Source organism: Phenylobacterium sp. (assembly GCF_031425575.1).
Taxonomy (GTDB): domain Bacteria; phylum Pseudomonadota; class Alphaproteobacteria; order Caulobacterales; family Caulobacteraceae; genus Phenylobacterium.
Genome location: NZ_JANPJP010000370.1, coordinates 1 through 23,499, shown reverse-complemented (window position 1 = coordinate 23,499; position 23,499 = coordinate 1). Strand labels below are relative to the sequence as shown.

The 23,499-nt window shown below is 65.1% G+C and carries 28 protein-coding genes; 26 read left to right on the top strand and 2 right to left on the bottom strand.

What is annotated here, in order from left to right; all coding sequences use genetic code 11:
* Positions 1–437: 437 nt before the first annotated feature.
* The 6 genes from RMO97_RS21075 to RMO97_RS21050 all read left to right on the top strand — a co-directional run bounded on the left by RMO97_RS21075 (position 438) and on the right by RMO97_RS21050 (position 4,500).
* Positions 438–968: a polysaccharide biosynthesis/export family protein gene (locus RMO97_RS21075; protein WP_310542961.1), complete on the top strand. Its 531-nt coding sequence runs from the start codon at positions 438–440 to the stop codon at positions 966–968.
* A gap of 80 nt (positions 969–1,048) precedes the next feature.
* Positions 1,049–2,035 carry a UDP-glucose 4-epimerase GalE gene (gene galE, locus RMO97_RS21070; RefSeq protein ID WP_310542960.1) on the top strand — a complete coding sequence of 329 codons (987 nt, stop codon included), beginning with the start codon at positions 1,049–1,051 and terminating at the stop codon, positions 2,033–2,035.
* Positions 2,036–2,062: 27 nt separating this feature from the next.
* Positions 2,063–2,419: a sugar phosphate nucleotidyltransferase gene (locus RMO97_RS21065; protein ID WP_310542959.1), complete on the top strand. Its 357-nt coding sequence runs from the start codon at positions 2,063–2,065 to the stop codon at positions 2,417–2,419.
* An 8-nt stretch (positions 2,420–2,427) separates the two neighbouring features.
* Positions 2,428–3,576 carry an AGE family epimerase/isomerase gene (locus RMO97_RS21060; protein WP_310542958.1) on the top strand — a complete coding sequence of 383 codons (1,149 nt, stop codon included), beginning with the start codon at positions 2,428–2,430 and terminating at the stop codon, positions 3,574–3,576.
* A gap of 93 nt (positions 3,577–3,669) precedes the next feature.
* Positions 3,670–3,978 (top strand): DUF1778 domain-containing protein, encoded by a 309-nt coding sequence (locus RMO97_RS21055; protein ID WP_310542957.1) that lies wholly within the window; start codon positions 3,670–3,672, stop codon positions 3,976–3,978.
* A gap of 54 nt (positions 3,979–4,032) precedes the next feature.
* Positions 4,033–4,500: a GNAT family N-acetyltransferase gene (locus tag RMO97_RS21050; RefSeq protein WP_310542956.1), complete on the top strand. Its 468-nt coding sequence runs from the start codon at positions 4,033–4,035 to the stop codon at positions 4,498–4,500.
* Between the two features lie 99 nt (positions 4,501–4,599).
* On the opposite strand, the gene RMO97_RS21045 is transcribed toward RMO97_RS21050, so the two are convergent.
* Both RMO97_RS21045 and RMO97_RS21040 read right to left on the bottom strand, forming a co-directional pair.
* On the bottom strand, positions 4,600–5,025 hold the full coding sequence (locus RMO97_RS21045) for a growth inhibitor PemK (RefSeq protein WP_310542955.1): 426 nt from the start codon (positions 5,023–5,025) through the stop codon (positions 4,600–4,602).
* A 5-nt stretch (positions 5,026–5,030) separates the two neighbouring features.
* Entirely contained in the window at positions 5,031–5,297 is a 267-nt protein-coding gene (locus RMO97_RS21040) for a type II toxin-antitoxin system Phd/YefM family antitoxin (RefSeq protein WP_310542954.1), read from the bottom strand.
* 483 nt (positions 5,298–5,780) lie between these two features.
* Between RMO97_RS21040 and RMO97_RS21035 the strand changes: the two genes are divergently transcribed.
* The 20 genes from RMO97_RS21035 to RMO97_RS20940 all read left to right on the top strand — a co-directional run.
* Entirely contained in the window at positions 5,781–5,978 is a 198-nt protein-coding gene (locus tag RMO97_RS21035) for a hypothetical protein (protein ID WP_310542953.1), read from the top strand.
* Positions 5,979–6,037: 59 nt separating this feature from the next.
* On the top strand, positions 6,038–6,490 hold the full coding sequence (locus tag RMO97_RS21030; protein WP_310542952.1) for an A24 family peptidase: 453 nt from the start codon (positions 6,038–6,040) through the stop codon (positions 6,488–6,490).
* Between the two features lie 24 nt (positions 6,491–6,514).
* Positions 6,515–6,682: a hypothetical protein gene (locus RMO97_RS21025; RefSeq protein ID WP_310542951.1), complete on the top strand. Its 168-nt coding sequence runs from the start codon at positions 6,515–6,517 to the stop codon at positions 6,680–6,682.
* Positions 6,683–6,777: 95 nt separating this feature from the next.
* Complete coding sequence (locus RMO97_RS21020) at positions 6,778–7,569, top strand: RcpC/CpaB family pilus assembly protein (RefSeq protein ID WP_310542950.1); 792 nt, start codon at positions 6,778–6,780, stop codon at positions 7,567–7,569.
* A complete protein-coding gene (locus RMO97_RS21015; protein WP_310542949.1) occupies positions 7,566–8,804 on the top strand; it encodes a pilus assembly protein N-terminal domain-containing protein in 1,239 nt (412 codons plus the stop codon). The genes RMO97_RS21020 and RMO97_RS21015 overlap by 4 nt, the downstream gene beginning before the upstream one ends.
* Complete coding sequence (locus RMO97_RS21010) at positions 8,801–9,895, top strand: ATPase, T2SS/T4P/T4SS family (protein ID WP_310542948.1); 1,095 nt, start codon at positions 8,801–8,803, stop codon at positions 9,893–9,895. The genes RMO97_RS21015 and RMO97_RS21010 overlap by 4 nt, the downstream gene beginning before the upstream one ends.
* Positions 9,896–9,942: 47 nt before the next feature.
* A complete protein-coding gene (locus RMO97_RS21005) occupies positions 9,943–10,587 on the top strand; it encodes a type II secretion system F family protein (protein ID WP_310542947.1) in 645 nt (214 codons plus the stop codon).
* The gene (locus tag RMO97_RS21000; RefSeq protein WP_310542946.1) at positions 10,584–11,069 is read left to right on the top strand and encodes a type II secretion system F family protein; all 486 of its coding nucleotides are present in this window, start codon (positions 10,584–10,586) and stop codon (positions 11,067–11,069) included. The genes RMO97_RS21005 and RMO97_RS21000 overlap by 4 nt, the downstream gene beginning before the upstream one ends.
* A gap of 104 nt (positions 11,070–11,173) precedes the next feature.
* The gene (locus RMO97_RS20995; protein ID WP_310542945.1) at positions 11,174–11,440 is read left to right on the top strand and encodes a hypothetical protein; all 267 of its coding nucleotides are present in this window, start codon (positions 11,174–11,176) and stop codon (positions 11,438–11,440) included.
* 61 nt (positions 11,441–11,501) lie between these two features.
* Positions 11,502–11,693 (top strand): hypothetical protein, encoded by a 192-nt coding sequence (locus RMO97_RS20990; protein WP_310542944.1) that lies wholly within the window; start codon positions 11,502–11,504, stop codon positions 11,691–11,693.
* Positions 11,694–11,882 (top strand): hypothetical protein, encoded by a 189-nt coding sequence (locus RMO97_RS20985; protein WP_310542943.1) that lies wholly within the window; start codon positions 11,694–11,696, stop codon positions 11,880–11,882. It abuts the gene before it with no gap.
* A gap of 156 nt (positions 11,883–12,038) precedes the next feature.
* Positions 12,039–12,452, top strand: coding sequence for a helix-turn-helix domain-containing protein (locus RMO97_RS20980; protein ID WP_310542942.1), 414 nt, complete (start codon positions 12,039–12,041; stop codon positions 12,450–12,452).
* A gap of 241 nt (positions 12,453–12,693) precedes the next feature.
* Positions 12,694–12,828: a hypothetical protein gene (locus tag RMO97_RS20975; RefSeq protein WP_305337911.1), complete on the top strand. Its 135-nt coding sequence runs from the start codon at positions 12,694–12,696 to the stop codon at positions 12,826–12,828.
* Positions 12,829–13,262: 434 nt separating this feature from the next.
* Positions 13,263–13,805 carry a sigma-70 family RNA polymerase sigma factor gene (locus RMO97_RS20970; RefSeq protein ID WP_310542941.1) on the top strand — a complete coding sequence of 181 codons (543 nt, stop codon included), beginning with the start codon at positions 13,263–13,265 and terminating at the stop codon, positions 13,803–13,805.
* Between the two features lie 133 nt (positions 13,806–13,938).
* A complete protein-coding gene (locus RMO97_RS20965; RefSeq protein WP_310542940.1) occupies positions 13,939–14,877 on the top strand; it encodes a FecR domain-containing protein in 939 nt (312 codons plus the stop codon).
* Between the two features lie 46 nt (positions 14,878–14,923).
* Complete coding sequence (locus RMO97_RS20960; RefSeq protein ID WP_310542939.1) at positions 14,924–17,284, top strand: TonB-dependent receptor domain-containing protein; 2,361 nt, start codon at positions 14,924–14,926, stop codon at positions 17,282–17,284.
* Between the two features lie 837 nt (positions 17,285–18,121).
* Complete coding sequence (locus tag RMO97_RS20955; RefSeq protein WP_310542938.1) at positions 18,122–20,557, top strand: TonB-dependent receptor; 2,436 nt, start codon at positions 18,122–18,124, stop codon at positions 20,555–20,557.
* Positions 20,558–20,892: 335 nt separating this feature from the next.
* Complete coding sequence (locus tag RMO97_RS20950) at positions 20,893–22,746, top strand: phosphoenolpyruvate carboxykinase (GTP) (protein WP_310542937.1); 1,854 nt, start codon at positions 20,893–20,895, stop codon at positions 22,744–22,746.
* Between the two features lie 19 nt (positions 22,747–22,765).
* Positions 22,766–23,239 carry an XdhC family protein gene (locus RMO97_RS20945; RefSeq protein WP_310542936.1) on the top strand — a complete coding sequence of 158 codons (474 nt, stop codon included), beginning with the start codon at positions 22,766–22,768 and terminating at the stop codon, positions 23,237–23,239.
* A 98-nt stretch (positions 23,240–23,337) separates the two neighbouring features.
* Positions 23,338–23,499, top strand: a 162-nt coding sequence (locus RMO97_RS20940; RefSeq protein ID WP_310542962.1) for a helix-turn-helix domain-containing protein, incomplete at its 3' end; no start/stop codon positions are given.

Here is a 23,499-nt window from a genome sequence, read left to right as displayed (position 1 = left end):
AGCGCGGATGCTGTTCCTACCGCGGTTGCAGTGGACAGGAGTAGGCCAAGAAACAGCGCGCGCGCCGAAGACGTTATTTGAGAAATCACGACACCACACCAAGCTTATTTCTTGGTGAAAGTGTCGCTGACGGCTATTTAGCCCCCATGTATATGCATGGTGCCTTTGTTCTGAATAGAGATGGTTTCGTATCAGTTACCATTAATTGTTCATTTACTGAAAATTGTGGCCTCGTTAATTTCGGTGTACTGAGATTAATTCTCGTTGCGACGCGTTAAGCATGCGAGGGGCGAGAGATTTGGCATAAGGCTTGCTATTCCGATCCTTGCCGCAGTGCGGTAGGGTCATTTTGAGGGACGTGCGTGCGGAGCTTCGAGTTCATGAAATCAAGGTCTGTGTTTTGGTTCGTCCGCCACGGGGTCGTGACGGCGTTGGCCATGTCGGCCTTTTCGACCGTTATTCCCGCGGCGCAGGCCGCCGAGCCCGCGACGCCGATCGTTCGCGAGGTGCCGGAATATCGGCTGGGCTCGGGTGACAAGGTGCGCGTGATCACCTTTGGCGAGGAGTCGCTGAGCGGCGAGTTCTTCGTCGGCGGCTCGGGAAAGGTCTCGATCCCGCTGGTGGGCGAGTTGCCTGCGCTGGGCCTGACCGCCCGGGAATTCCAGGCCTCGGTCGAAACGGCGCTCAAGGAGGGCTATCTCAAGGAGCCACGCGTCAGCGTGGAGATCCTGAACTACCGCCCCTTCTATATCCTTGGCGAAGTCGAGAAGCCGGGCACCTATCCCTATACGTCCGGGCTGAGTGTGGTGAACGCCGTGGCGACCGCTGGCGGCTATACTTACCGGGCCAACACCAAGCGCGTATTTATCAAACGCCCCGAAAGCGACAGTGAAGAAGAATACCCGCTGGAGAGCAACACTCCGGTGGCGCCTGGCGACACGATCCGGATCGCCGAGCGGTTCTTCTAGGCGTTAGGAGATCTAGGCAGAAGGTCGGGGTAGGCGTCTGATTTTCTGAGTCGGTTTGCCGGAATGCTCTCGGGGGATGGATGCAGACAATTCTGGTGAGCGGCGGCGCCGGCTACATCGGCTCCCACACCTGCCTGAGGCTTTCCGAAGCCGGCTTCCGTCCCGTGGTGTTCGACAATCTGTCGAACGGCCACGCTGGGTTTGCCCAGTGGGGTCCGCTTGAGGTCGGTGATATCCGTGACGCGGCGCGCCTGGACCAGGTGTTCAACCTCTACAAGCCCGCAGCGGTCATCCACTTCGCTGCCCTGATCGAGGTCGGGGAGTCGGTTCGTCACCCCGGACGCTTCTATGAGAACAATGTCGCCGGAGCGCTCAGCCTGATCGAGGCGGCGCGCCGCGCCGGGGTGAACGCCCTGGTATTCTCATCGACCTGCGCCACCTATGGCGATCCGGTGCAGGTTCCGATGGACGAGAGCCACCCCCAGGCGCCGCTCAACCCCTATGGCCATTCCAAGCTGATGGTGGAGCAGATCCTGCGAGATCTGGACCGCTATTCCGGTTTCCGGTCAGTGATCCTGCGCTACTTCAACGCCGCCGGCTGCGACCCCGAGGGCAGGATCGGCGAGCGGCACGAGCCGGAGACCCACGCCATTCCCCTGGCGATCCGGGCGGCCATGGGCTCGAACCACGGCTTCAAGATCTTCGGCGACGACTATCCCACGCCCGACGGCACCGCGGTGCGTGACTACATACATGTGCTTGATCTGGCCGACGCCCACGTCCTTGCCCTGCGCCATCTGCTGGTGGGCGGCGGGAGCGATGTGTTCAATCTCGGGACAGGCACGGGAACCAGCGTCCGCGAGTTGGTGGCCGCGATCCAGGCTGTGGCCGGCAGCGGGTTCGAAGCCCAGCCCGCGCCCCGGCGCCCGGGGGACGCGCCGGCTCTGGTGGCCGACAACCGCAAGGCCCGCGATGTCCTGGGCTGGACGCCGCGATATCGCCTGAACGACATTATAGAGACCGCTTGGCGCTGGCATCAGGCCGAGTCGGCGCGTGCGGGCGCATAACATCGAACGACCAGATGAGGCGGCCGCATGACGGTGTACCCAGTGATCATGTGCGGCGGGTCCGGCACACGCCTATGGCCCGCGTCGCGCCCGGCCCGCCCCAAGCAATTCGTGCCGCTGAGCGGGACGCTGTCGAGCTTCCAGGAAACAGTTCTCCGGGTCACCGGCCTTGGGGATGCGGGACCGCCGCTCATCGTCGCGGGGGTCTCTCACCGAGCGTCCATCCTGGCGCAACTTAAGGAGATCGGCGTCGTCGGCGTGCTGTTGCTCGAACCCGAGGCGCGCGACTCCGCCGCCGCGATGGCCGCGGCCGCGGCCTGGATCAAACGCCAGGACGCGGACGGCGTCGCCGTGGTTGCGATCTCGCCCACAGCCAATCGGTGAAGACTGCGGTGGATAAGCTGAAGAGCCAGCCCAAGTCGCCCCCAAAGGTTTTTGCGAACCTTGCGGAGGCCAGCCAGTGGTACACGCAATGGCTGCGTGTGAACGCCTTACCGCTCTGGTGGACCGTGGGGGCGGACCATGAAGGAGGCGGCTTCATCGAGGCCTTGAGCGTCGCCGGCGATCCACGGCCCGCGTCGCGGCGCGGCCGGGTCCAGGGCCGGCAGGTTTACGTCTTCACGACCGCGGGTGAACTGGGTTGGGCGGGGCCGTGGAGGCAGGCGGCGACGCACGGCCTGGATTATGCCTTCCATAACTTCCAACGCCCCGATGGCCTTTTCCGTAAATTGGTTTCGGTCGAGAGCCAGATCCTGGACGACGGCGCGGCGGTCTATGACCAGGCCTTCGCCCTGTTGGGCATGGCGATGATGCATCGAGTGGGCGGCTATGGCCGCGACCTGCCGGCCGAAGCTGCCCGGACCCGCTCGGGCCTGCAGGCCTTGCGCGACCCGAAGGCGGGTTTCCGCGAGACCGACGACCATCCCAATCAGTCCAACTGCCACATGCATGTCCTGGAGGCCTCTCTGGCTTGGATCGAGGCGGGGGAGGGCGACTGGGACAGCCTCGCCGACGAGATGGCCGAGATGGCGCTGTCCACCTTCATTGACGCGGACGGCGGCTTCCTGCGGGAGTTCTTCGACGAGGACTGGAAGCCTGCGGACGGCCGTGACGGGCGGCGGGTCGAGCCGGGCCATCAGTTCGAGTGGTCCTGGCTGATGTCGCGCTGGGGACGGCTGCGGGGTCGCCAGGATGCGCTCAACGCCGCCCGGAGCTTGTTCGAGCACGGCAAGCGCGGCGTCGACGCCCGAGGCATCGCCGTAAACGCGCTTTGGGACGACCTTACGGTCTGCGAGCCGGAGGCGCGGCTCTGGCCCCAGACGGAATATATGAAGGCCGCTCTTGCCTTGGGCGAGGAGGCCGACGCCTTGGCGGCGGCCAATGGCCTGTGGCTCTACCTGCAAACCCCGGCGGCCGGGGTCTGGTACGACAAGCTGCGGCCCGACGGGACCTTCGTCGACGAACCCGCGCCCGCCAGCTCCTTCTACCACATCATCTGCGCGATCGCGGAGTTGAGCCGGTTTCAGGCGGAGCCCGCCTGACGCAGCTGCCGGCCTCGAGCCGGCAGCTGCAAGCAAGGGGATTGTATTGACATTGTCGTGGCAAATCCTAACTTTGCTCCAGGAGTTCGTCGCATGCCTTCCACCGTCCGCCGAGAGCCCCCTGCGCCCAGCCGTGCGCGCAAGGACGACATCATCCAGATTCGGGCGTCCGCCGAGACCAAGGCGATCCTGAATCGCGCCGCGGCGCTTCGCGGCCAGAAGCTTTCCGAGTTCATGTTGGAGAGCGCGCGGCGGCACGCCGAGGAGGCGCTTCTCGATCAGCGGGTGTTCTTCCTTGAGCCTCAGGCCTACGACGCCTTCCTGGCCTTGCTGGACGCGCCAACGGAGCCTGTTCCGCAACTGGCGAAGCTGATGCGCGGCAAGGCGCCCTGGGAAGCCTGACGTTTGGCGCTTCCTAGAATTCGCCCGCCCGAGCCGCTGGGCGCGGAGCATGATGTGGAGCGCTTCGGCAATGGCCGCCATGCGACGCTTGATGATTGGCTGCGCCAGCGCGCTCGCACCAGCGAGGGACTCTCGGCGCGGACCTATGTGATCTGCACCGCGGAGCCGGCCAACCAAGTGGTCGGCTACTACGCCATCGCCACAGCGACCGCCCAGCGGGTGGCGATCCCCAGCGCCAAGCTGCGCAAGGGCATGCCACAGGAAGTCCCGCTCCTGCTGATCGGCCGGCTGGCAGTCGACGCGGCGTTTCAAGGGCAGGGGCTGGGCTCGGCGCTGCTGGTCGACGCCTTGCGGCGGTGTGCGGCGGCTTCGGAGATCGCCGGGGCTCGCGGCGTCATCGCCCATGCCATTGATGATGAGGCGGTCGTCTTTTACCAGCAGCACGGCTTCATCGCTGCGCCACCGCTCGGCGAGCGCACGCTGCTGCTGCCCATCGAGGTTCTCCGCGCGGCGGCGGGTTAGCGCGGTCGAAGCGCCGCTAATGCATCCGATCTGGATGCATTAGTCGCATGCGGCCACGCTCAGGATGTCAGGAGGCGGGGGTCTGACAGCTGCCCATTGTCAGCGGAGAATGCGACCCAAACCCCCGGATCGGGCACCCTCAAGCACCATGTCTCTGATCTTGTTGTAGAGCCGCGGAGGCAGGATGCCGTAAGCGATCTCGCCATCCTGGTTGGGTTCTAAGTCGAATCCGGGCCAGGCGAACTCATTGACTTCGTCGGTGACCACCCAAGATCGCGCATCGTCCAGCCCCAAATGTTCCTTCACCCTCGGCGGAATCTCCAAGGCTGATCTATCGGCGGCCGGTGCGGAGTGGGTGATCGGCGCGACCAGGACGATCGTCAGCCCATCGGCACCGCGCCGATGCGACAGGATGATCGCACAAGGGCGCGGGTAGCGGGCATTGTCACGTCCCTGGTCGCGTTCACGTCGCCAGAGATAGTTGAACCGGATCACGAGGCCGACTTCCGGCTTCGGAAGGGCCACGAGACCTATTCGTCCAGCAGGGCGTCGAGGTGGTCATGCGCCGGGTCGACTCGCGCTTCGGTGAGCGCCGCCAGCGACTCCGCTGACAGCTCGTGGGTCCATTGGGTGCGTGTGGCCAGACTCTTGAGCCGTACGAACTCGTCGTAGTCGTGTTTCGACATCAAGACCTCTGTGACGCGGTTGTGGTGCGTCACCGCGACCGGCTCTCGTTGAGCCGCTTGGCGGTAGCGCGAGAAGCGCTTGGCGACTTCGGTTGCTGGGACTTCGAGCATGGCCATCTCCCAAGTCCGTAAAATACGGATTTTCCGCACTTCCGTCAAGCTGCGATCCAGGAGGCCCTCCACGCTCGAAACGTCCACCAATGCATCCGATCTTCGTTGCATTAGTCGCGTAATCCCACGCTCGGGACGTCAACCAATGCATCCGGACCGGATGGATTGGTTGGCCGAGGCCGCACTCCCCGCCGCCTGCCCTCGGCACTGGGCTATATCAGTCCAGCCGAGATGGAACGTAGAGCGGCTTAACCCCGTCCACTATTTCGGGGGAAGATCACTTGCTCCGCGATCGCTTGCCCTGCCTGGCTGGGCTTGTCCGGTGGGAGGGCGCCCCTCAGGAGGCGAGCGTTAACATGCGGGCCCGGAACCTGCGCCCGGGCGCGCTCAAAGTGAGCGCCTAGAGATTTGACGGAAGCGGGAGCGTGAGGCCAAGTCAGTGCGACGAGCACTGTGCTCTGAGCAAATTGGGGAGTGGGCGAAATGCTTCGCGAGCTTTTGAATCAAGTGGCCGTTCTTTTGAAGGACGAATCCGGTCTGACTTCGACCGAATACTCGACCATGGGCGGCGCGATGGCCGGCGGCGTGTTCACCGCCTCCGACGCCCTGTCGCAAGCTGCAGGTACGGCGATCGACAACGTCGTGAACGCCGTCTCCGGCGGCGACGCTCCCGCCGAATGATGGAGGGCTGCGCCGGTCTCCGGCGCAGCGCCCCAGTCATGGACGACCTAGAATCTGTGTTGAACCTGACCCTTCTGGCTTTGCTGGCGGGGTCAGTTTTTTCCGACCTGACCCGAAGACTGATCCCCAACTTCGTCTGCCTGGGGGTTTTTCTACTAGGTCTGGTCCACGGCGTACTGATCAGCCCTAGTCAGGTGGTCTACTCTCTGTTGGGCTGCGGGATCGTTCTGCTGGGAGGGCTCGCGCTCCATCAGAAGAAGGTCCTCGGTGGCGGCGACATCAAGCTGATTTCGGCGCTCTGTGTGTGGCTCTTGCCGTTTGAGCTGTCGCGATTTGTCCTGGCAATCATGATGGCGGGCGGCCTTGTGGGCGCCTGCTATCTGGCGGTCGGATTCGTCCGGCGGCTGCGAGACAAGCAGGCCCCGGCCGCGGCGGGCGTGCCATATGCCCTGGCCATCGTCGGGGGGTTCCTGGCCTTGCGGCCGGAGATGGTGACGACAACGGTGTTGTGACGCGATGGCCAGGGAGCTTCAGTCTTGAGTAATCCGAAAAGCGCCGCGCGCCCGCTGGGCGTCCTGATCAGGAACCTGCTCATGTTCATCGTCGCCGCGGCTGTGGCCGCGGTCGTGGTTCACTTGGTCAAGACCCAATTGTTCCCGCGCCTTCCGTCGCCGATCGCAGAACTCGTGGGGGCACGTCAATGAGCGAAACCGACCTATTCGGCGTCCGGGGCGGCAACAAGCCCACCTCCAAACTCACCCCTCTGATCAAAAACGTCAGCCTTTTCCTGGGCGCCCTGTTGATCACCATCGCCCTGGGTTCCTTCCTGAAGGCGAATGCCGGCGCCGGCGGCGGCAAGGGCTCGGGCACCTTCTATCTGCAAGCCACCAGCGCCATGAAGCCTGGTGACGTGATCAGTCCTGAGACCACGGTGTGGCGCTCGGCCGTGGGCAAGCGAAGCGGGGAATGGATCACCGATAGCTCCAAGAAGTCAGAAGCCTATTGGGGCTGGCGGGCGGTCGCGCCGATCCGCGCTGACCAGCCCGTGCTCAAGAAATCGGTTATCGCCGTCAACGCCGGCGCAATGACCCTGACCCTGCCCCCCGGCAAGGTTGGATTCGTCCTCATGGGCGACGAACTCTCCGTGGCCACGGAGATGCTCCGTGAGGGCAGTTGGGTGAACATCATCGCGGTGGTGGGGGGTGGCGCCCGAAACAAAGCCAATGCCGAGTCGCCCTCCGTCGCCACCGTGGTGGAGGGCTCGCAGGTTCTCCATGTTCGACCTGGCCTCAAGCGCGGCGGCCGTGGCCTGGATCCTTCCGTGACCATCGCTGTTTCGCCCGAAGAGGCCGAGGACCTGGCCGCCTGGCGTCAGGCGGGTTCGCTCGTCGTGGTGCTGGCCAGCGCCAACAGCCCTCGCTCGGCCAATCAGGGCGCCCTACGCCAGATCTGGGATTTGGAAACCGCCCCCGATCACGCCGAGGCGGGCGCCGATACCTCCGTTTACGCTACGGCCCAGGCGCCGTCGGCACCCACCCGCAGCGTATCGGTGGTCACCCCTTCGGGTGTCGCGCAGCAGGAGTTGCAATGATGCGTCACCTGGTGCTCGCCGCCGTCGTCTGGGCGCTGGCCTCGCCCGCCCTGGCCCAGGTCCGCAACACGATCTCTGAGGGTGGCTTTCTCGTCCTCACACCCTCCAGTGACGTCAGCTCCGTGGTCATGTCCAATGACGCGACCCTGAAGGTGGATGTGCGCGGCGCCCGCCGGATTGTGCTGTTCGGCGTCAAGGAGGGTTCGGCCGACGTCATGCTGATGAACGCAGCCAACCAGCAGATCGAGCGGCGGACTGTCGAGGTCGTCGCCGATACCGCCAACCTTGCGGCCCTGATCTCACGCACCGCCCGGGTGCCCAACCTCTCGGTTTCGAAATCCTCGGGCGTCGCCGTGCTGACCGGCGACGCGCCGAACGCCGCCACAGTTGTTCTGGCCGGGGATATCGCCACCGGCGCCCTGCCTGGCGTCAAGATCATCAACCTGATCCGCAGCGCCACCAACGATCAACTGGCCGTCTCGGTCCGCGTCTTGGAGGTTCGCCGCACCAAGGCCAGGGAACTGGGCATCCGCTGGCAGGCGCAGAACCGCTTCAACGGCGGGACCGGCGCCATCGGCAACCTCTTCGCCAGCGCCATCGGCACGGCCACCACCACCGACCTGTTCGCAGCGGCCAAGTTCACAATCGACCGACTGGTCCTGGACACCTTCCTGAATTACCTGCGCTCCGAGGGGGCGGCCACGATGCTGGCGGAGCCCACCATCGTCGCCACCAGCGGCCAGAAGGCCCGCTTCCTGGCCGGCGGCGAGCTCCCGGTACCGAGTCCACAGACCAACGGCGTGACGAACAACGCCGTGGGATACACCTACAAGCCCTATGGCGTGACCCTGGAGTTCACCGCCCTGATCGTCGATGGCGAGTCGGTCCGCCTGCAACTGGCCCCGGAAGTCAGTCAGGTGGACATGGCCAATATTGTCGAGTTCAACGGCGCCAAGGTGCCAAGCCTGATCACCCGCAAGACCGAAACCACAGTGACGCTGAAATTCGGGGAAAGCGTGGCTATCGCGGGCCTTCGGTCGGCGGAGTCACAGAGCAACAAGAGGGGGCTGCCCTTCCGGACACCCTTCGACATCGGCGACAAGCTGGCCGGCTCGCGAGACTCCCGCGACAGCGACACCGAGCTGGTGCTCATCGTGACCCCCGAACGGGTAGAGGATGCCGCCAAGCACATGCCGTCGCCGGCCGTCGAGGCGAACCTGTCGCCTCTGAAATGACCGGCCTTCTCGATCGTCGGCAGATCGTCTCGGCCCTCGTCGATGAGGCGGCGCGCGCCTATCCCACCGCGCGGGTCGGCGCCCTGGCCGTTGAACCTGAGACTCTTCGCGACTTCTTCCTGGGCCTGCTCGCCCGCGGCCCCGATGTTCCGGGTCAGTACGCCGACGAGTTGGCCCAGAGCGCGATTGACGAAGTCCTCGGCTATGGACCTATCCAGTCTTTAATGAGCGATCCCGGGGTGACCGACATCCTGATCAATGGCTGGGACGCTATCGTCTACGAGAAGGACGGACGGCTGACGCCCTTCGAGGGCGCCTTCTTCGGCCCCGAGCATCTGGTGGCCTTCGTTCATCGCCATGTGGCCCGGGCCGAACGCGCGATCAACCGCGCCAATCCATGGGTCGACGTCGAACTGCCGGACGGGTCCCGGATGCACGCCGTCGCGCCTCCGGTGGCCATGGGCGGTCCCTTCGTCTCGATCCGCCGTTTTCCGGCGCGTCCCTACACCCTGGCGGACCTGGAGCGCATGGGCGGCGTCACCGCCGAGCAGCGCCTTTGGCTGGAAGCGGCGGTGGATAAGCGGTTGAACGTGATCGTCGCCGGCGCGCCGGGGGTGGGCAAGACCACACTGCTGGGCGCCATGCTCAGCCGGGTGCCTGCCGATCAGCGGATCGTGCTGGTGGAGGACGTCAGCGAGCTGAAGGTGGATCATCCCCACTGCATCAAGCTGCAGACCCGCCGGATCGACCATGGCGACGGAGAGCAAGCCAATATCCGCAAGTTGGTGCGGGAAACCCTGCGGATGCGTCCCGACCGCCTGGTGGTGGGTGAGGTGCGCGGCGAGGAGGTGTTCGACATGATCGCCGCCATGTCGATCGGACTGGCAGGGTCCCTGAGCACCCTGCACGCCGGATCGGTCACCGGCGCTGTTCATCGGCTGGAATCGCTCTACGCCTCGGCGACCGCGGGGCAGTCGGGGATCAATCCGAGCCAGGCCTTACGTGACGCCGTCGATGCGATCGTGTTCCTGCAGCGCGACGCCTCGGGCCGTCGACTGGTGTCGGAGATCCACAGGTTGGAACGCGCCTAGTGTCGTGGCTGCGCTCCCTGCCATGGCCCGCCCTAATGGCGGGGTTGGTGGCTCTGGGCGCCACGGCGTGGTGGGCCAAGAGCCTGCTCATGGGCCTTGTTGTGGGGTTGGGCGCCCTGATCCTGACGGCTCAGCTGCTGCGCGGGCGTCAGGCCAACGTGCTTGCGGCCGAACGCGCCGCGGTGGCGCGTCTACTGGAGCAGGTTAGCCCCGTCTCACGTTCGGGCACGCCGCTGCTGGCGGCCATGATGGCCTGTGCGCAAGGTTCGCCTCATCCCGGTCCCCAGGCCCTGGCCCAAGCCCTGCAAGGGCTGTCGGCGGGGCAGCCCGAGGAGACCGCAGCGCGGCGGGTCGAGGCCTGGCCCCTCTCCAACCTCACCTATCGCCTCTGCCTGGTGCATCGTGAACAGGGCGGGGCGCCGGAGGGGTTCCTCATGGCTTTCCGCGAGGCCCTGGGCATGGCCGAGGATCTGGCCAAGAAGCGGAACCTGGCCCTGATCCAGATCCGTTGGCAGGCCAATATCATGACCGCCTTTTTCTTCCTGGTGCTGTTGGCTTCCGCCGTGCGAGCCGGCCCCCTTTTCGCCAGCCTCCTGGCCACCGATGAGGGCCGGCTGATGGTGACCCTGTCGGCGGCCCTGGTGATCTGGGGGCGGATCAGCCTGAACCTAATTTCGGACGCCATGAAGTGAGCCTGGTCGATCGCCTGCGGAAGTCCGCCGCTCTGGAGGACGAGGCCTGTGAGCTGGTGGCGGTGGCCACATTGGCCGCGGCCGAGGCCGGCTCGCCGCCGGCGAGCGCCTTGGCCCTGGCGCTCGATGTCACCGCCGTCCGCTTCGGGCCCCTGATCGAGGCGCTACGGGTGGTGGAGCGGCGCCTGCGCTTTGGCCTCGACGGCGGCGCAGTGGCGCGGAATCTGGCCTCCCAAGGCCCTGGCGCCGCCCTGGTGGCCGAGGTCGCCGAGGCTGAGCGGAACGGGGACGATCTCCGAGAACGCCTGCAAATCTTCCTGAAAAACAGTTTTGAGCGCCGGGAGTACGAGCTCCGTCAGCGCATAGAGGTGTTCCCCGTCTATATGATCGTGGTCTTGGTCTTGTTTTTCATGCCGGCGATCCTGATCGTCCTGGTGGGCCCCTCCTTCTTTGCTCTCCTGCGCGTGCTCTACGAAGTCTGAGCCGCGCTCAATCTGAGCGCCCGTATCCTAGAGATCGCCAGGTATCCATATTACAAAAACGGGATGTGGCGCGTGACGCGCCAGCTCGAGATTTGGGGGGCGTTATGAAACCAGCTTTGCGCGCGATGGTGCTGGCCTCAGCATTGATGTTCACTACGGCGACGGTCGTCCCGATTGCGACGCCTGCGGAAGCCAAGATCGCCGGCAAGGTTTTGCCCAAGGTCAAGAAGCCGCCGACCAAAAAAGCGATCGCCAAGCTTAAGAAGAAGCCAACCAAGGCTCAGCTTGCCAAGCTTAAGAAGAAGCCGGTAAAGGTGAAGCTTGCGAAGAAGTTGCCGCCCAGGAAGGTGCCGGCGCCCAATCCGGCGTAGGCTGAAGGGTTTCATCGCGATGCGAGCCTTGCTCGGCAACTTTCTGAGGGACGGGCGTGGCTTGGCCTCCGTCGAGGCCACCATCGTGCTGGCGACCTTGGGGGTGGCTTTGATCGCCGGCGGTTACGTCGCCGGCCCGGCGGTCAAGGCCTATGCCGAGCGACTCACGAATCTGGTGGTGGAGGCGCGCTGCCTCTCCGCCGCTGAAGCCGGCCAACCGTTGCCAGTCTCTTGCCCCTCGGGACCGGCATAGATGCTGGGGATCCAGGTTCTGCTGATCTCGTTCATGGGGTTTCTGGCGGGCCTAGAGGCCTCCGCGCCGGGCGCTGTCGGCGCGCTCTTAACCGCCACGGCTCAGGTGTCCATCGCCGTCGAGGACGGCACGTTTCAGAAACTCCACAGTCAAGTGGAGTTGTTGAGAGACAATCCGAGCGTGGGTTAAGCCACGTCAGGTGGAGTTGGATTCAGCCAAAGGTTGTTTGCCCCACATAATGAGTAACGACGTCCCGCCATAGGCTTGTGAGTCGGGTCGTACTGTGACGCTTTGTCCCGGGAGAACATCGTTCGGGGGGACGCGATCATTTCGTTCAACAATGTCATGCAACTAATTGTGGAGCCTCAGGCGCACCCGTCGCCGGGGGTGGAGACCATCGGTCAGCGCCTGCGCATCTCCACCCGGATGTTCCAATTCTTCGTCATGCTTCGGAAGAAAAAGGGCCTGGATGTGGCTGCCTTCCAGATCATGTCGGCCTTCAACCTCGCCGGTCTCGCCGAACAGCAGCGGGCCTTCGGCGGCGGGTCCGCCTTCGGCGACGCCCCCTTCAGCGCAGTCCTGTCGGCGACCGCGCTTTCAGACATGACGGGGATCCCGCGCCAGACCGTTCGGCGCCGGCTTCAGACCCTTCAGGAGCTCGGCTATATCACCTTGCAGGCCGACGGCTCCTATCGCCTGAACGGTCACTGGAGCGAGCTAGACATCGTCGATGAGATCGGAGGTCTGATCGCGCGCTGATCCCCGACTGAACCGGGGCATGCCTTCGGCCCTCGGCGACATCGCCATAGTTTAGAAGATCTTGCCTGCGTCGGCCGTCGTCATACTAATGAAACTACGTCCGTTGTCCGGCCTTTAGGGTCGGAAACGTAAATTGAATAACACAGCAGTTGTTCAGGCGACGTACGTGCTAAACAAAATCTTCGAACTCGCGCATGCTTCTTTACCTTGGGCCGCTCCTATCCGGGCGCTCCGCGCCCTGATGGCTGACCAGCGCGGCCTCAGCACTGTGGAATACTCGACCTTGGGCGGAGTCATGTCAGGGGCCATCTTCCTGGCCGGGCAGGCGCTGCAACAGGCCCAGCTCTCGGCCATCGAACGTCTGACCGGGCCATAGCGATTTGACCGCCTTGACCGCTCCGTCACCTCTCCGGATCGCATCCTGGGTGGATATATGCTGGCCACGGCATTGGCTGCGCAAGATCATCCTCGGGATTTCCACCAATGCATCGGACTTGGATGCATTAGTCGCCTAATGAGACACTCGGCACTTCCACCAATGCATCTGATTTGGATGCATTAGTCGCGTAATGAGACCTCATCTGAGCCATCGCCGAGCTGAGCCGGCTTCAGGCCGCGCGTCGCTGAGACGCTTGGTTCGGGCCAGCCAGCCCTTGTGTGGAGGCGCTGAGCCGGTTCCAGTTGAGACACCCTGACGCGAGAGCCCGCTATCGCAACACAGCTCCGATCCCTACCCTGGCGACCGACAGGAAAAGGCGCCCTGCTGAAAGAGCGCCGTGAAGGTCGCCAACTGGAGGAGTCGGGACGATCTTGAACACATCGGGGCCGTCCAGGGATGAAGGGCAGAGCGCGCTGTTGCGCGCCTATTTCGAGAAACGAATCAATCTGGTGCGCTTCTTCGCGGCGCGGACGGGTTCGCTGGAGGCTGCAGAAGACCTCGCCCAGGACCTCTATCTGAAGCTCTCCACCCGCGAGGAGCCGCTCGAGACGTGGGCGCCGGTCGCGTTGCTCTATCGCATCGCCACAAATCTCATGCTGGATAGCGCGCGCGCAGCGCAACGATCGGCGAACCGGGACGCGGGATGGCGCATGGTGGCGCGAACAGACCTCGGCGGTGCGGAGATCGATGATGCGCCCGCCGCCGACGACGTGATCGCCTCACGCCAAAGGCTTCGCCAGCTCGTCGAAGCGGTCGCCGAGTTGCCTCCGCAGATGGGCCGGGCGTTTCGTCTGCACAAGCTGGAGGGGCTGAGCCAGATCCAGACGGCGCAGGTCATGGGCGTCTCCGTCAAGGCGGTGGAGAAGCACGTCAGCTTGGCTTTGCGAGCGCTGATCCGAAAGCTGCAACCATGAGCGTGTCACAATTTCGAATGGGACGGGGGGATCGGGCGCTACGGCGGCGTCTAATTCGCGATCACGCCCTTACGGCTTGGATCGAGCAGGTGGGCCGATGATAGGCGATCTTCAAGGCAGAGAGCAAGAGCCGTTGGCGCAGGCCAGCGACTGGATCACGCGCCTGCAGAGCGACGACCTGACCTCCTCCGACGCGCAAGCCTTCGACGCCTGGTTGGATGCGGCCGCGGAAAACGCCCTGGCCTATGACCAGGCGCTGGCGGTGTGGAACAGTGTGGGGGCCTCTTGCCAAGATATTGTTCCCGAGCTCACTCGTGTCCAGCGTCACCGCGCCAAGCAACTGGGGCGCCGATGGATGGCAGGCGCGGCCAGTGCAGCTGCCGCGGCGGCCTTGGTGCTGGCGGTCCTCCCGTCCCTGACGTCGACGCCGGTGACGCAGACCTATGCGACCGCCACAGGCCAGCGCCGAGCCGTGACCCTTGCCGACGGATCCAAGGTCGAGCTCAACGCCGAGACCAAGCTCGTTGTGACTCTCTCCCGCGACGAACGCCGCGTGGTGATGGGGGAGGGGGAAGCCATTTTCGATGTGGCCGCCGAACCCGGTCGACCCTTCACCATCAACAGCGGCGGCCACATCGTTCGGGTGGTGGGCACTCAGTTCGATGTCCGTCACCGTGACGGCGGTTTGGCCGTAACGGTTGGGCGTGGTGTTGTCGAAGTCACCCCCGATCCGAAAGGGGCGCCAAGCCGCACCTATGTTCTGCGACCCGGCCAACGGTTGGCGATTGGCGAGGCGAACCAAGCGCGCCTCAGCACGATCGAACCATCGGTGGCGTTCAGTTGGCGCACGGGGCGAGTGGTTTATCGCGACGAGCCGCTGTCCAATGTTGTCGCCGACCTCAACCGACAATTCGCCAAACCCATCATCATCGCCGACCCGGAACTTGGCCGGACACCTATTTCGGGGGTCCTGGTGATGGACAGCCAATCCGAGGTCGTCGGACGATTGGCTTTAATGTTGCCGATTACGGCGATAACCTCCCCCGAAGGCGTCGTGCTTCGTAGAAAATAGGCGCCGATCCGGCGGGGGACGTCCGATCCATCAGCGTTGGTCAGTTTTGGGCGGTTTCGTCTGCGCGTTTGCATTGGTCTTTGCGGCGGGCGGGGCTGAGGCGGCGTCCGAGCGGGTGCGCTTTGACATTGGCGCCAAGCCCTACTCGGAATCCCTCATCGACCTGGCCTTACAGGCCGATGTCTCGCTGCTTGGCGCTTCGGCCTGCGGCGGCGGGGTCGCCGCGGCGCTGAAGGGCGCCTACACCGTGCCAGAGGCGCTGGGCCGTTTGCTGGCCGACGCGCCGTGCAGCTGGCGCGTCCTGGGCTCCCGCTCTGTGCAGGTAAGTGCGGCTGCGGCCGCCACGGCCGCGATGACTCCAGCCCCTACGGTCTCCGTCTCGGAGGTCCTCGTCACCGCGACGAAACGGGTTCAGAGCACCCAGCGCTTGGCTGTGGCGGTGAGCGTCATTTCCGCCGAGCAACTCGCAGCGACCGGGGCGGCGGATCCCGGTGAGACCTCGGGGCAGCTTGCGGGTGTCTTGACCACCAACTTGGGGCCAAGCCGCGACAAGCTCATCCTGCGGGGTCTGTCGGACGGCACCTTCACAGGCCGGTCGCGCTCGACGGTGGGGACCTATCTCGACAATACGCCGATTAACTACAACGCCCCGGATCCGGACCTGCGCCTTGTGGATGTGGAACGGATCGAAGTGGTGCGCGGGCCGCAGGGCGCGCTCTACGGCGGAGGCTCGCTCAGCGGCATCTACCGGATCGTCACCCGCAAACCCGACCCGGCGCGCAGGTCCGCGGAGGTCTCAGCCTCGACGTCCTGGACGCAGGACGGCGCGCCGAGTGGCGAGCTGGAAGGCTACGCCAATCTTCCACTGTTTGATGGCGCCGGCGGGCTGCGCATGGCGGCCTATCATGAGGTGCAGGGCGGATATCTTGATGACATCAACCTGCGGCGCGCCGACGTCGACCGCACCCGACGCTACGGCGGTCGCGTGTCCGTCAGCTTCCAGCCTAACGATATCTGGACGGTGGATTTTTCCGGGACCGTGCAGAACCTGAAGTCTGATGACACCCATTACACGGCCCGGGCCTCGGGCCTTCAACGCGCCCACCGTGTCGCTGAGCCGCATGGCAGCAGCATCGGGCTGCTCGCCGCGACGGTTCGGGGGGCCTGGGGGTGGGGCGAACTCGTCTCCTCAACGGGGCTTGTGCGTCATAAGTACTCCAGCATCTACGACGCTTCGGCCGTCGCGAGCCTGTACACAGCCAATGGCTCGGAGCGAGCCGTCTATTCTGACACCACGCGCACCGAGATGCTCAGTCAGGACTTCGTCCTGACCTCGCGTGGCGCCGGCCCCTTCCAATGGCTGGCCGGGCTTTATGGATCCGACACGTTCGAAGACTCGCCCGCCACTCTGATGGCGAGGGGACCGATTGGTCCGCTCGCAACGGCCTATCGCGACGACCGGCGCGACCGAATTTTTGAGCTGGCGGCCTATGGCGAGGCCGCCCTGGAGATCGCGCCGGGGTGGACGCTGGCGGTGGGCGGGCGTGCTTTCAAGATCGACCGGAAGACCACGTCCGATGTCGTGTCTGAGCGTTTCGCGCCAAGGTCCTTCGAGCGTCGGGCGGATTTTTCCGGCGTTTCGCCCAAGGTTTCGCTGCAGTGGCAGGTGTCACCCGGGGACCTGATCTATGCGGTGATTTCCGAGGGCTTCCGCGCCGGTGGTCTCAATTCCGGCGGCGCCAGGCCACTGGCGACCACACGCGAAACCTTCGGGCCTGATCGCCTGCGCAACTATGAGCTGGGCGCGAAGCTACACGCCTTGGACGGTCGCTTCGTGGCCCATTCAGCGCTGTTCTACGATGTGTGGAAGAACATCCAGACCGACCAGTTTCGGCCTTCTGGGATCCCGTACACCGCAAACGTGGGTGACGCCCGTGTCGCCGGGGTTGAGACCGAACTGAGCTACCGTTGGGACATGGGTCTGACGGTGCGGGCCAATGCGCTGCTCTCGCAAACGCGGATCATCCGCGTCAACCCGGACTACGCGCCGGAGCTCACCAGGGGCCTGCCGGGAGCGCCGGGTTTTTCCGGGGGCGTTCTTGCGATCTATGAGCGTCCTGTATTGCGAGACCTGACGCTGCGGCTGGTGGGTGAGGCGAACTATGTAGGTCGTTCGAGGGTAAGCTTTGATCCGGCGCTCTCTCCTGAGATGGGGGGTTACGTCCGGGCGAAACTCTCGGTGGGGGTCAGGGGGCGCCGAACCGGTGTCGAACTCTTCATCTCCAATCCCGCCAACGCCTACAGCGACACCTTCGCCTACGGAAATCCCTTCAGTTTCAGCCAGGTCCGGCAAGTCACGCCACAGCGGCCGCGCACCCTCGGCTTGACCCTTTCCACAGCCTTCTAAAAAGAATCCCTTGGTGGGTAGGGGTGGTCCGCAATAGCGCCGTCTTGCAAAGGACACCAAGACCCACTGGAGGGGCCTCGGGGTCAGACCCCGGCTCATCGGCTATGAGCCGCGGCAGAGTGTCACCCGCCGTGGACCCGGTTCGCGCGGGCGGCGCCAGGATGAGCGCGGCCCCGCCGAGGAGAGCGGTCGGGGTCGTGCTCTCCGCCGCGGCCGCCGATGGCTACGCGCAGGGCGCCAGACAGGCCCTGCGTGAATGCGGCATATATTCTTAACCCAAGTCAGTGCTAACTTCCGATATCGCGCTTGGCCGACTAGCCCCCGGTCACCTGCGATCATGCGATAGCCTCGGTTATCTCGTGTGAAGCTTTGTTGGTTCTCCAGTCGCCAACATGAGCTGCATAGCCCCGGCCTGATGACATCTACCCAGGTCGGGGCGGCCGCCGCCCCGCAGGCGGGCTGATCTCCGGCCTCACCCGACTGGCTCAAGCACGCCCAGACATTGAAACCGTGCTTATGTTTTCGCCAGCCTCAACCGCCGGAGTGGGAGGGGTTTGCTCACCGGAATTGACCTCACCAAGCTGCCGAGAGAGTTATCGCTCAGAGGCAGGCGAATTTTCCGCCAGTGGATCGGCTGTATCGGCTTGCGTCCGTCGAAGCCAAAACAAGCTACACTATGTAGTGAGTGAAAATCTGATCCTGGAACCGCTAGCTTGACTGCGCGCGACTGAGAAGTTTCTGACAGTTGTTGTAAAAATACGCCCCTAGCGCGAGGCGAGAGGGACTAGAAGCTGCACAACAATCCGCCGAGTCCGGATGATCCTGGGGTTTTCCAAAATGCGCCATCGCCGCCTTCTCTTCGCCGCCGCCTCTGTCGCCGCCCTCTGGGCTGGCGCCGCCACCGCCCAAACCTCAGGCTCGGCCTCTGGTGAAGCCAATGTCGAGGAATTGGTCGTCACCGGCACGCGCACGGTTGGCCGTTCGCGGCTCGACACCCTGGCTCCCGTCGACGTGATCGGCGCCGAGGCGATCAGCCGTCAGGGCGCGTCCACCGAGCTCGCCCAGGCCCTGGCCAATCTGACGCCGGCCCTGGACTTTCCCCGCCCGGCCATCACTGACGGCACCGACCACGTCCGGCCCGCCACCCTGCGCGGCCTGGCGCCTGACCAGACCCTGGTGCTGGTCAACGGCATGCGCGGCCACGTCTCGGCCTTGGTGGCGGTGAACGGCTCCATCGGCCGCGGCTCCACCGCCTTCGACCTCAACACCATCCCCACCGTCACCGTCGATCGCGTCGAGATCCTGCGGGACGGCGCCTCGGCCCAGTACGGCGCCGACGCCATCGCCGGGGTGATGAACATCCGCCTCCGGGAGGCCGCCTCCGGCGGCGGCGCCACCTACAACTACGGCGTCTACAACACCACCGTGCGCACGGCGCGCGGCAAGCGCGACGCCAATGACGGCGTCACCCAGTCCTTCGCGGCCTGGCAGGGCTTTGGCCTTGGGGACGACGGCTTCCTGACGGTGTCGGGCGAGTATGTGAAGCGTAACGCCACCAACCGGTCCGACTATGCCGACCGCGTCGCCCTGCCGCTCTACAACCCGGGCCGCATCATCGGCCGCTACGGCGATCCGAAGGTGGAGAGCTACACGGTCTTCGCCAATGCGGGCCTGCCGCTGAACGACACCTGGTCGGTCTACGGCTTCGCGGGCTACCAGCACCGCGACACCAACGCCGCGGCCACCGCGCGCGCCTACAACAACGCCAACAACGTACCCTCGGTCTATCCGGGCGGCTTCCTGCCGCAGATCGAAACCGAAATCACCGACCTGACCCTGCAAGGCGGGATCAAGGGTGAGGCCGCCGGCTGGAAGGTCGATCTTTCGGCCAACTACGGCAAGAACGAGCTGGAATACACGGTCGTCAACTCGATCAACGCCTCCTATGGCGCAGCCTCGCCGCGCACCTTCCGGGCCGGCTCCCTCGAGTACGCCCAGTGGATCGTGGACCTGAACCTGTCGCGCGCCTTCGATGTCGGCCTGGTGGAGCCGCTCAACGTGGCGGGGGGTCTTGAGTACCGCGACGAGTCCTTCGGGATCGGCGCCGGGGAGGCGGCCTCCTACACGGTGGGTCCCGATCCCACCAAGGCCGGCGTCTCCCAGGGCTTCCCCGGGTTCCGTCCCGCCAACGAGGTTGATGTCTCGCGTCACAACTACGCCGTCTATGTCGACGTCGAAGGCAAGCTGACCGAGAAATTCGGCTTCGACATCGCCGGCCGCTACGAGGACTATTCCGACTTCGGCGGCAAGGGCACCGGAAAGCTGGCCCTGCGCTATGACTTCAACGACGCCTTCGCTTTGCGTGGCGCGGTCTCCACCGGCTTCAAGGCTCCAGCCCTGCAGCAGCAGTACTTCACCTACACCTCCACCAATAACGTGCTGGTGGGGACGACCTTCCAGCTCATCGAGGTGGGCACCTTCCCGGTGTCCAGCCCTGTGGCCCGCGCCCTTGGCGCCAAGCCGCTGGAGCCTGAAACCTCGGTCAACTACTCGCTTGGCATGGTCTATCGCGCGGGCGCCTTCGAGCTGACGGTAGACGCCTACCAGATCGACCTGGAAAACCGCATCGTCCTGTCGGAGAACCTGCCCAACACCAACACGCCTGCTGCGACGTCGGCGGCGATCAGCGCTCTGCTGGCCCCGTTCGGCGTCAGCGCCGCGCGCTTCTTCATCAACGGCGTGGACACCACCACCAAGGGCGTCGATGTGGTGGCCCGCTACCGTATGGACCTGGGCGACAGCCGCCTGGACCTGACGGCGGCGGCGAACTTCAATTCCACCGAGGTCACCAAGACCCCGGCCCTTCCGACCCTGTCGGCCCTGCCGCAGCCAGCCTTCCTCTTCGACCGCGCCAATCGCATGACCTATGAAGAGGGCACCCCGGAACGCAAGCTGGTGTTCGGCGCCGACTGGACCCGGAACAACCTGGCCATCAGCACCAAGGTCACCGACTATGACGGTGTCCTGTCCCCCAGCAACAATCCGGCCTTCGATATCGGCACGGGTCGGGCGACCCTGGTGGATCTGGAGGGGCGTTACACCTTCCCGATGGGTGTGACCCTGGCGCTCGGGGCCAACAACATTCTCGATGAGTACCCCCGCGCGACACCCACCAGCATCAACGGCGCGACGGGCTCGATCGGCTTCCCGGGCTACTCGCCCTTCGGCTTCAACGGCCGCTTCGTCTATGGCCGCCTGAGCTACAAGTGGTAGTCCTCAGCCTGCACTGAGCGTTCTGAACGGCGCGGCGTGCAAACGCCGCGCCGTTCACATGTCGAAGTAACGATAGACACCGGTGTCATTGTGTCGAGCGGCGGATGCGAAGCGCCCAGGTCTCTCGGAACGCCACGGCGTGTAATAGCGAAATTATCATATTTATAGTCCTCAGACCGGCTGTGATTTGCGGCTTCCCCGGCGTAACACCCGGCTTAACAACAGATTTCGGCGCCACCTTTGCTTGGGCGCTCTCGCCATTTAGAATTTGGTTCATTAGGGATCGGACCCATATTGAGGCGCTGCGGCGTCTGGGGCCGGCTGGGAGTTTCGCTTTGACCGCCACCACGTCTATTCCGGGGCTTTACCCCGCACCGACCAAACACGCCAAACTCCTCGCCTGGGTGGAGCAGACGGCCGCCCTGACCCAGCCGGACCGGGTCTACTGGTGCGACGGATCCGAGGCGGAATGGACGGCCCTGACCGCTGAACTCGTGGCCGGCGGCACCCTGAAGCCCCTCAACCCCGCCAAGCGCCCCAACTCCTTCTTCGCCGCCTCCGATCCCCGCGACGTCGCCCGCGTCGAGAGCCGCACCTTCATCTGCTCCGAGAAAGAGGAAGACGCCGGACCCACCAACAACTGGCTCGACCCGACGGAGATGCGGGCTGATCTGCAGGACCTGTTCAAGGGCTGCATGAAGGGCCGCACCATGTACGTGGTGCCCTTCAGCATGGGGCCGCTGGGCTCCAAGATCAGTCAGCTGGGCGTCGAGATCACCGACAGCGCCTATGTGGCCATCTCGATGCGCGTCATGACGCGCATGGGCGCCGGGGCCCTGAAGGAGATCGGCGACAACGGATTCTTCGTCCCGGCCCTGCACTCGGTGGGCATGCCGCTGGCCGCAGGTCAGGCTGACGTCGCCTGGCCCTGCAACGAGATCAAGTACATCGTCCACTTCCCAGAGAGCCGGGAGATCTGGTCCTATGGCTCGGGCTACGGCGGCAACGCGCTGCTGGGCAAGAAGTGCTTCGCCCTGCGCATCGCCTCGGTCATGGCCCGCGACGAGGGCTGGTTCGCCGAGCACATGCTGATCCTCAAGCTGACCTCGCCCGAGGGCTCGGTACGCTATATCGCCGCGGCCTTCCCCAGCGCGTGCGGCAAGACCAACATGGCCATGCTGCAGCCCACCCTGCCGGGCTGGAAAGCCGAAACCATCGGCGACGACATCTGCTGGATGCGCTTCGGCGACGACGGCCGCCTCTACGCAATCAATCCGGAAGCCGGCTTCTTCGGCGTGGCTCCCGGCACCGGGGTCGAGACCAACAAGAACGCCGTGGACTCGCTGCATTCCAACAGCGTCTTCACCAATGTGGCGCTCACCTCCGACGGCGACGTCTGGTGGGAGGGTCTCACCGAGACCCCGCCGGAAGGCCTCACCGACTGGAAGGGTCGGCCCTGGTCGCCCGAGAGCGGCGAGCCTGCCGCCCACCCCAACGCCCGCTTCACGGTGCCCGCGTCCCAGTGCCCGGTGATCGCGCCGGAATGGGAAGACCCCAAGGGCGTCCCGCTCTCCGCCATCCTGTTCGGCGGCCGCCGGGCCAGCGCCGTGCCGCTGGTGACCGAGGCCTTCGACTGGGCCCACGGCGTCTTCATGGCCTCCAACGTGGCCTCGGAAGGCACGGCGGCGGCGGAGAACAAGATCGGCGAACTGCGCCGCGACCCGTTCGCCATGCTGCCGTTCTGCGGCTACAACATGGGGGATTACTTCGCCCACTGGCTCAAGATGGGCGCCAAGGCCGACGCCGCCAAGCTGCCGAAAATCTACTTCGTCAACTGGTTCCGTAAGGACGAGAAGGGTAAGTTCGTGTGGCCTGGCTATGGTGAGAACAGCCGCGTGCTCAAGTGGATCTTCGGCCGGCTGGAGGGCGACGCCGACGCCACCGACACCCCCATCGGCCGCGTGCCGACCCCGGAAAGCCTCGATCTCTCCGGACTCAGCCTGACTGAGGCCCAACTGAACCTGCTGCTCACCGTCGATCCGGCGGTCTGGCAGGAGGAGGCGGCCCTGATCCCGCCCGCCTATGAGAAGTTTGGCGACCACCTGCCCAAGGCGCTTTGGAGCCAGCACGAGGCCCTGGTGGCCCGGCTGGCCCAGGCCGCCCGCCCGGCGATGATGGTGGCGGAATAGACAGCGGGCGGCGCGCGCCATGACCTTGCCGCCCCGCCGACCGCGCCTGGCCATTTTCGGCGCGGGCCCGGCCGGCTTGGCCTTCGCCCGCCAGTTCGCCTTGCTGCCCTTCGAGGTGGAGGCCTACGACACCCGGCCTCACAACGCCGACCACGCCACCATCCTCAGCGAGGACGACCTGGTGGAGGTGGCCGGTTGCCTGGAGGCCGGCGACTACGTTCTGATCGCCAGCGCCAGCCACGAGCTGGACGGTCGCCTCGCCCAGGCCGTCCTGACGGCCGGGCGGTTCCGCTACTGCGGCATGATCGGATCTCGCAAGAAGCGTGACGAAATCCTCGGAGCGCTATCGCATGCCGGCGTCTCGCCCGACCAGGTCGCCCGTCTGCAGTGCCCCATCGGTATCCCCGAACTCCATGGCCGTGCGCCCGAGGTGATCGCCGTTTCGGTGGCGGCCCAGGTGCTGCAGGTTCTGCAGGACGACAATCCGGAGTAGGTCGCCCGGAGCCGGACGGCGACGCGGTCGGCGACCCGAAGATGCGGTTCTCGCTCGACTGCGCGCGCCGGGCGTAGGAGGGCGTCTGGCTGGTGGCGATGCGGGTGGATCGCGCTCGAGATCTCCTGGAGACAACAGACCTGAGCGTCGAACAGGTGGCGGCCGAGACTGGCTTCGGAGCGGCCACCACCCTGCGGCACCACTTCCGCAATCGCCTGGGCTTGAGCCCCGCGGCCTACAGGCAGCGTTTCGGGGTGGCG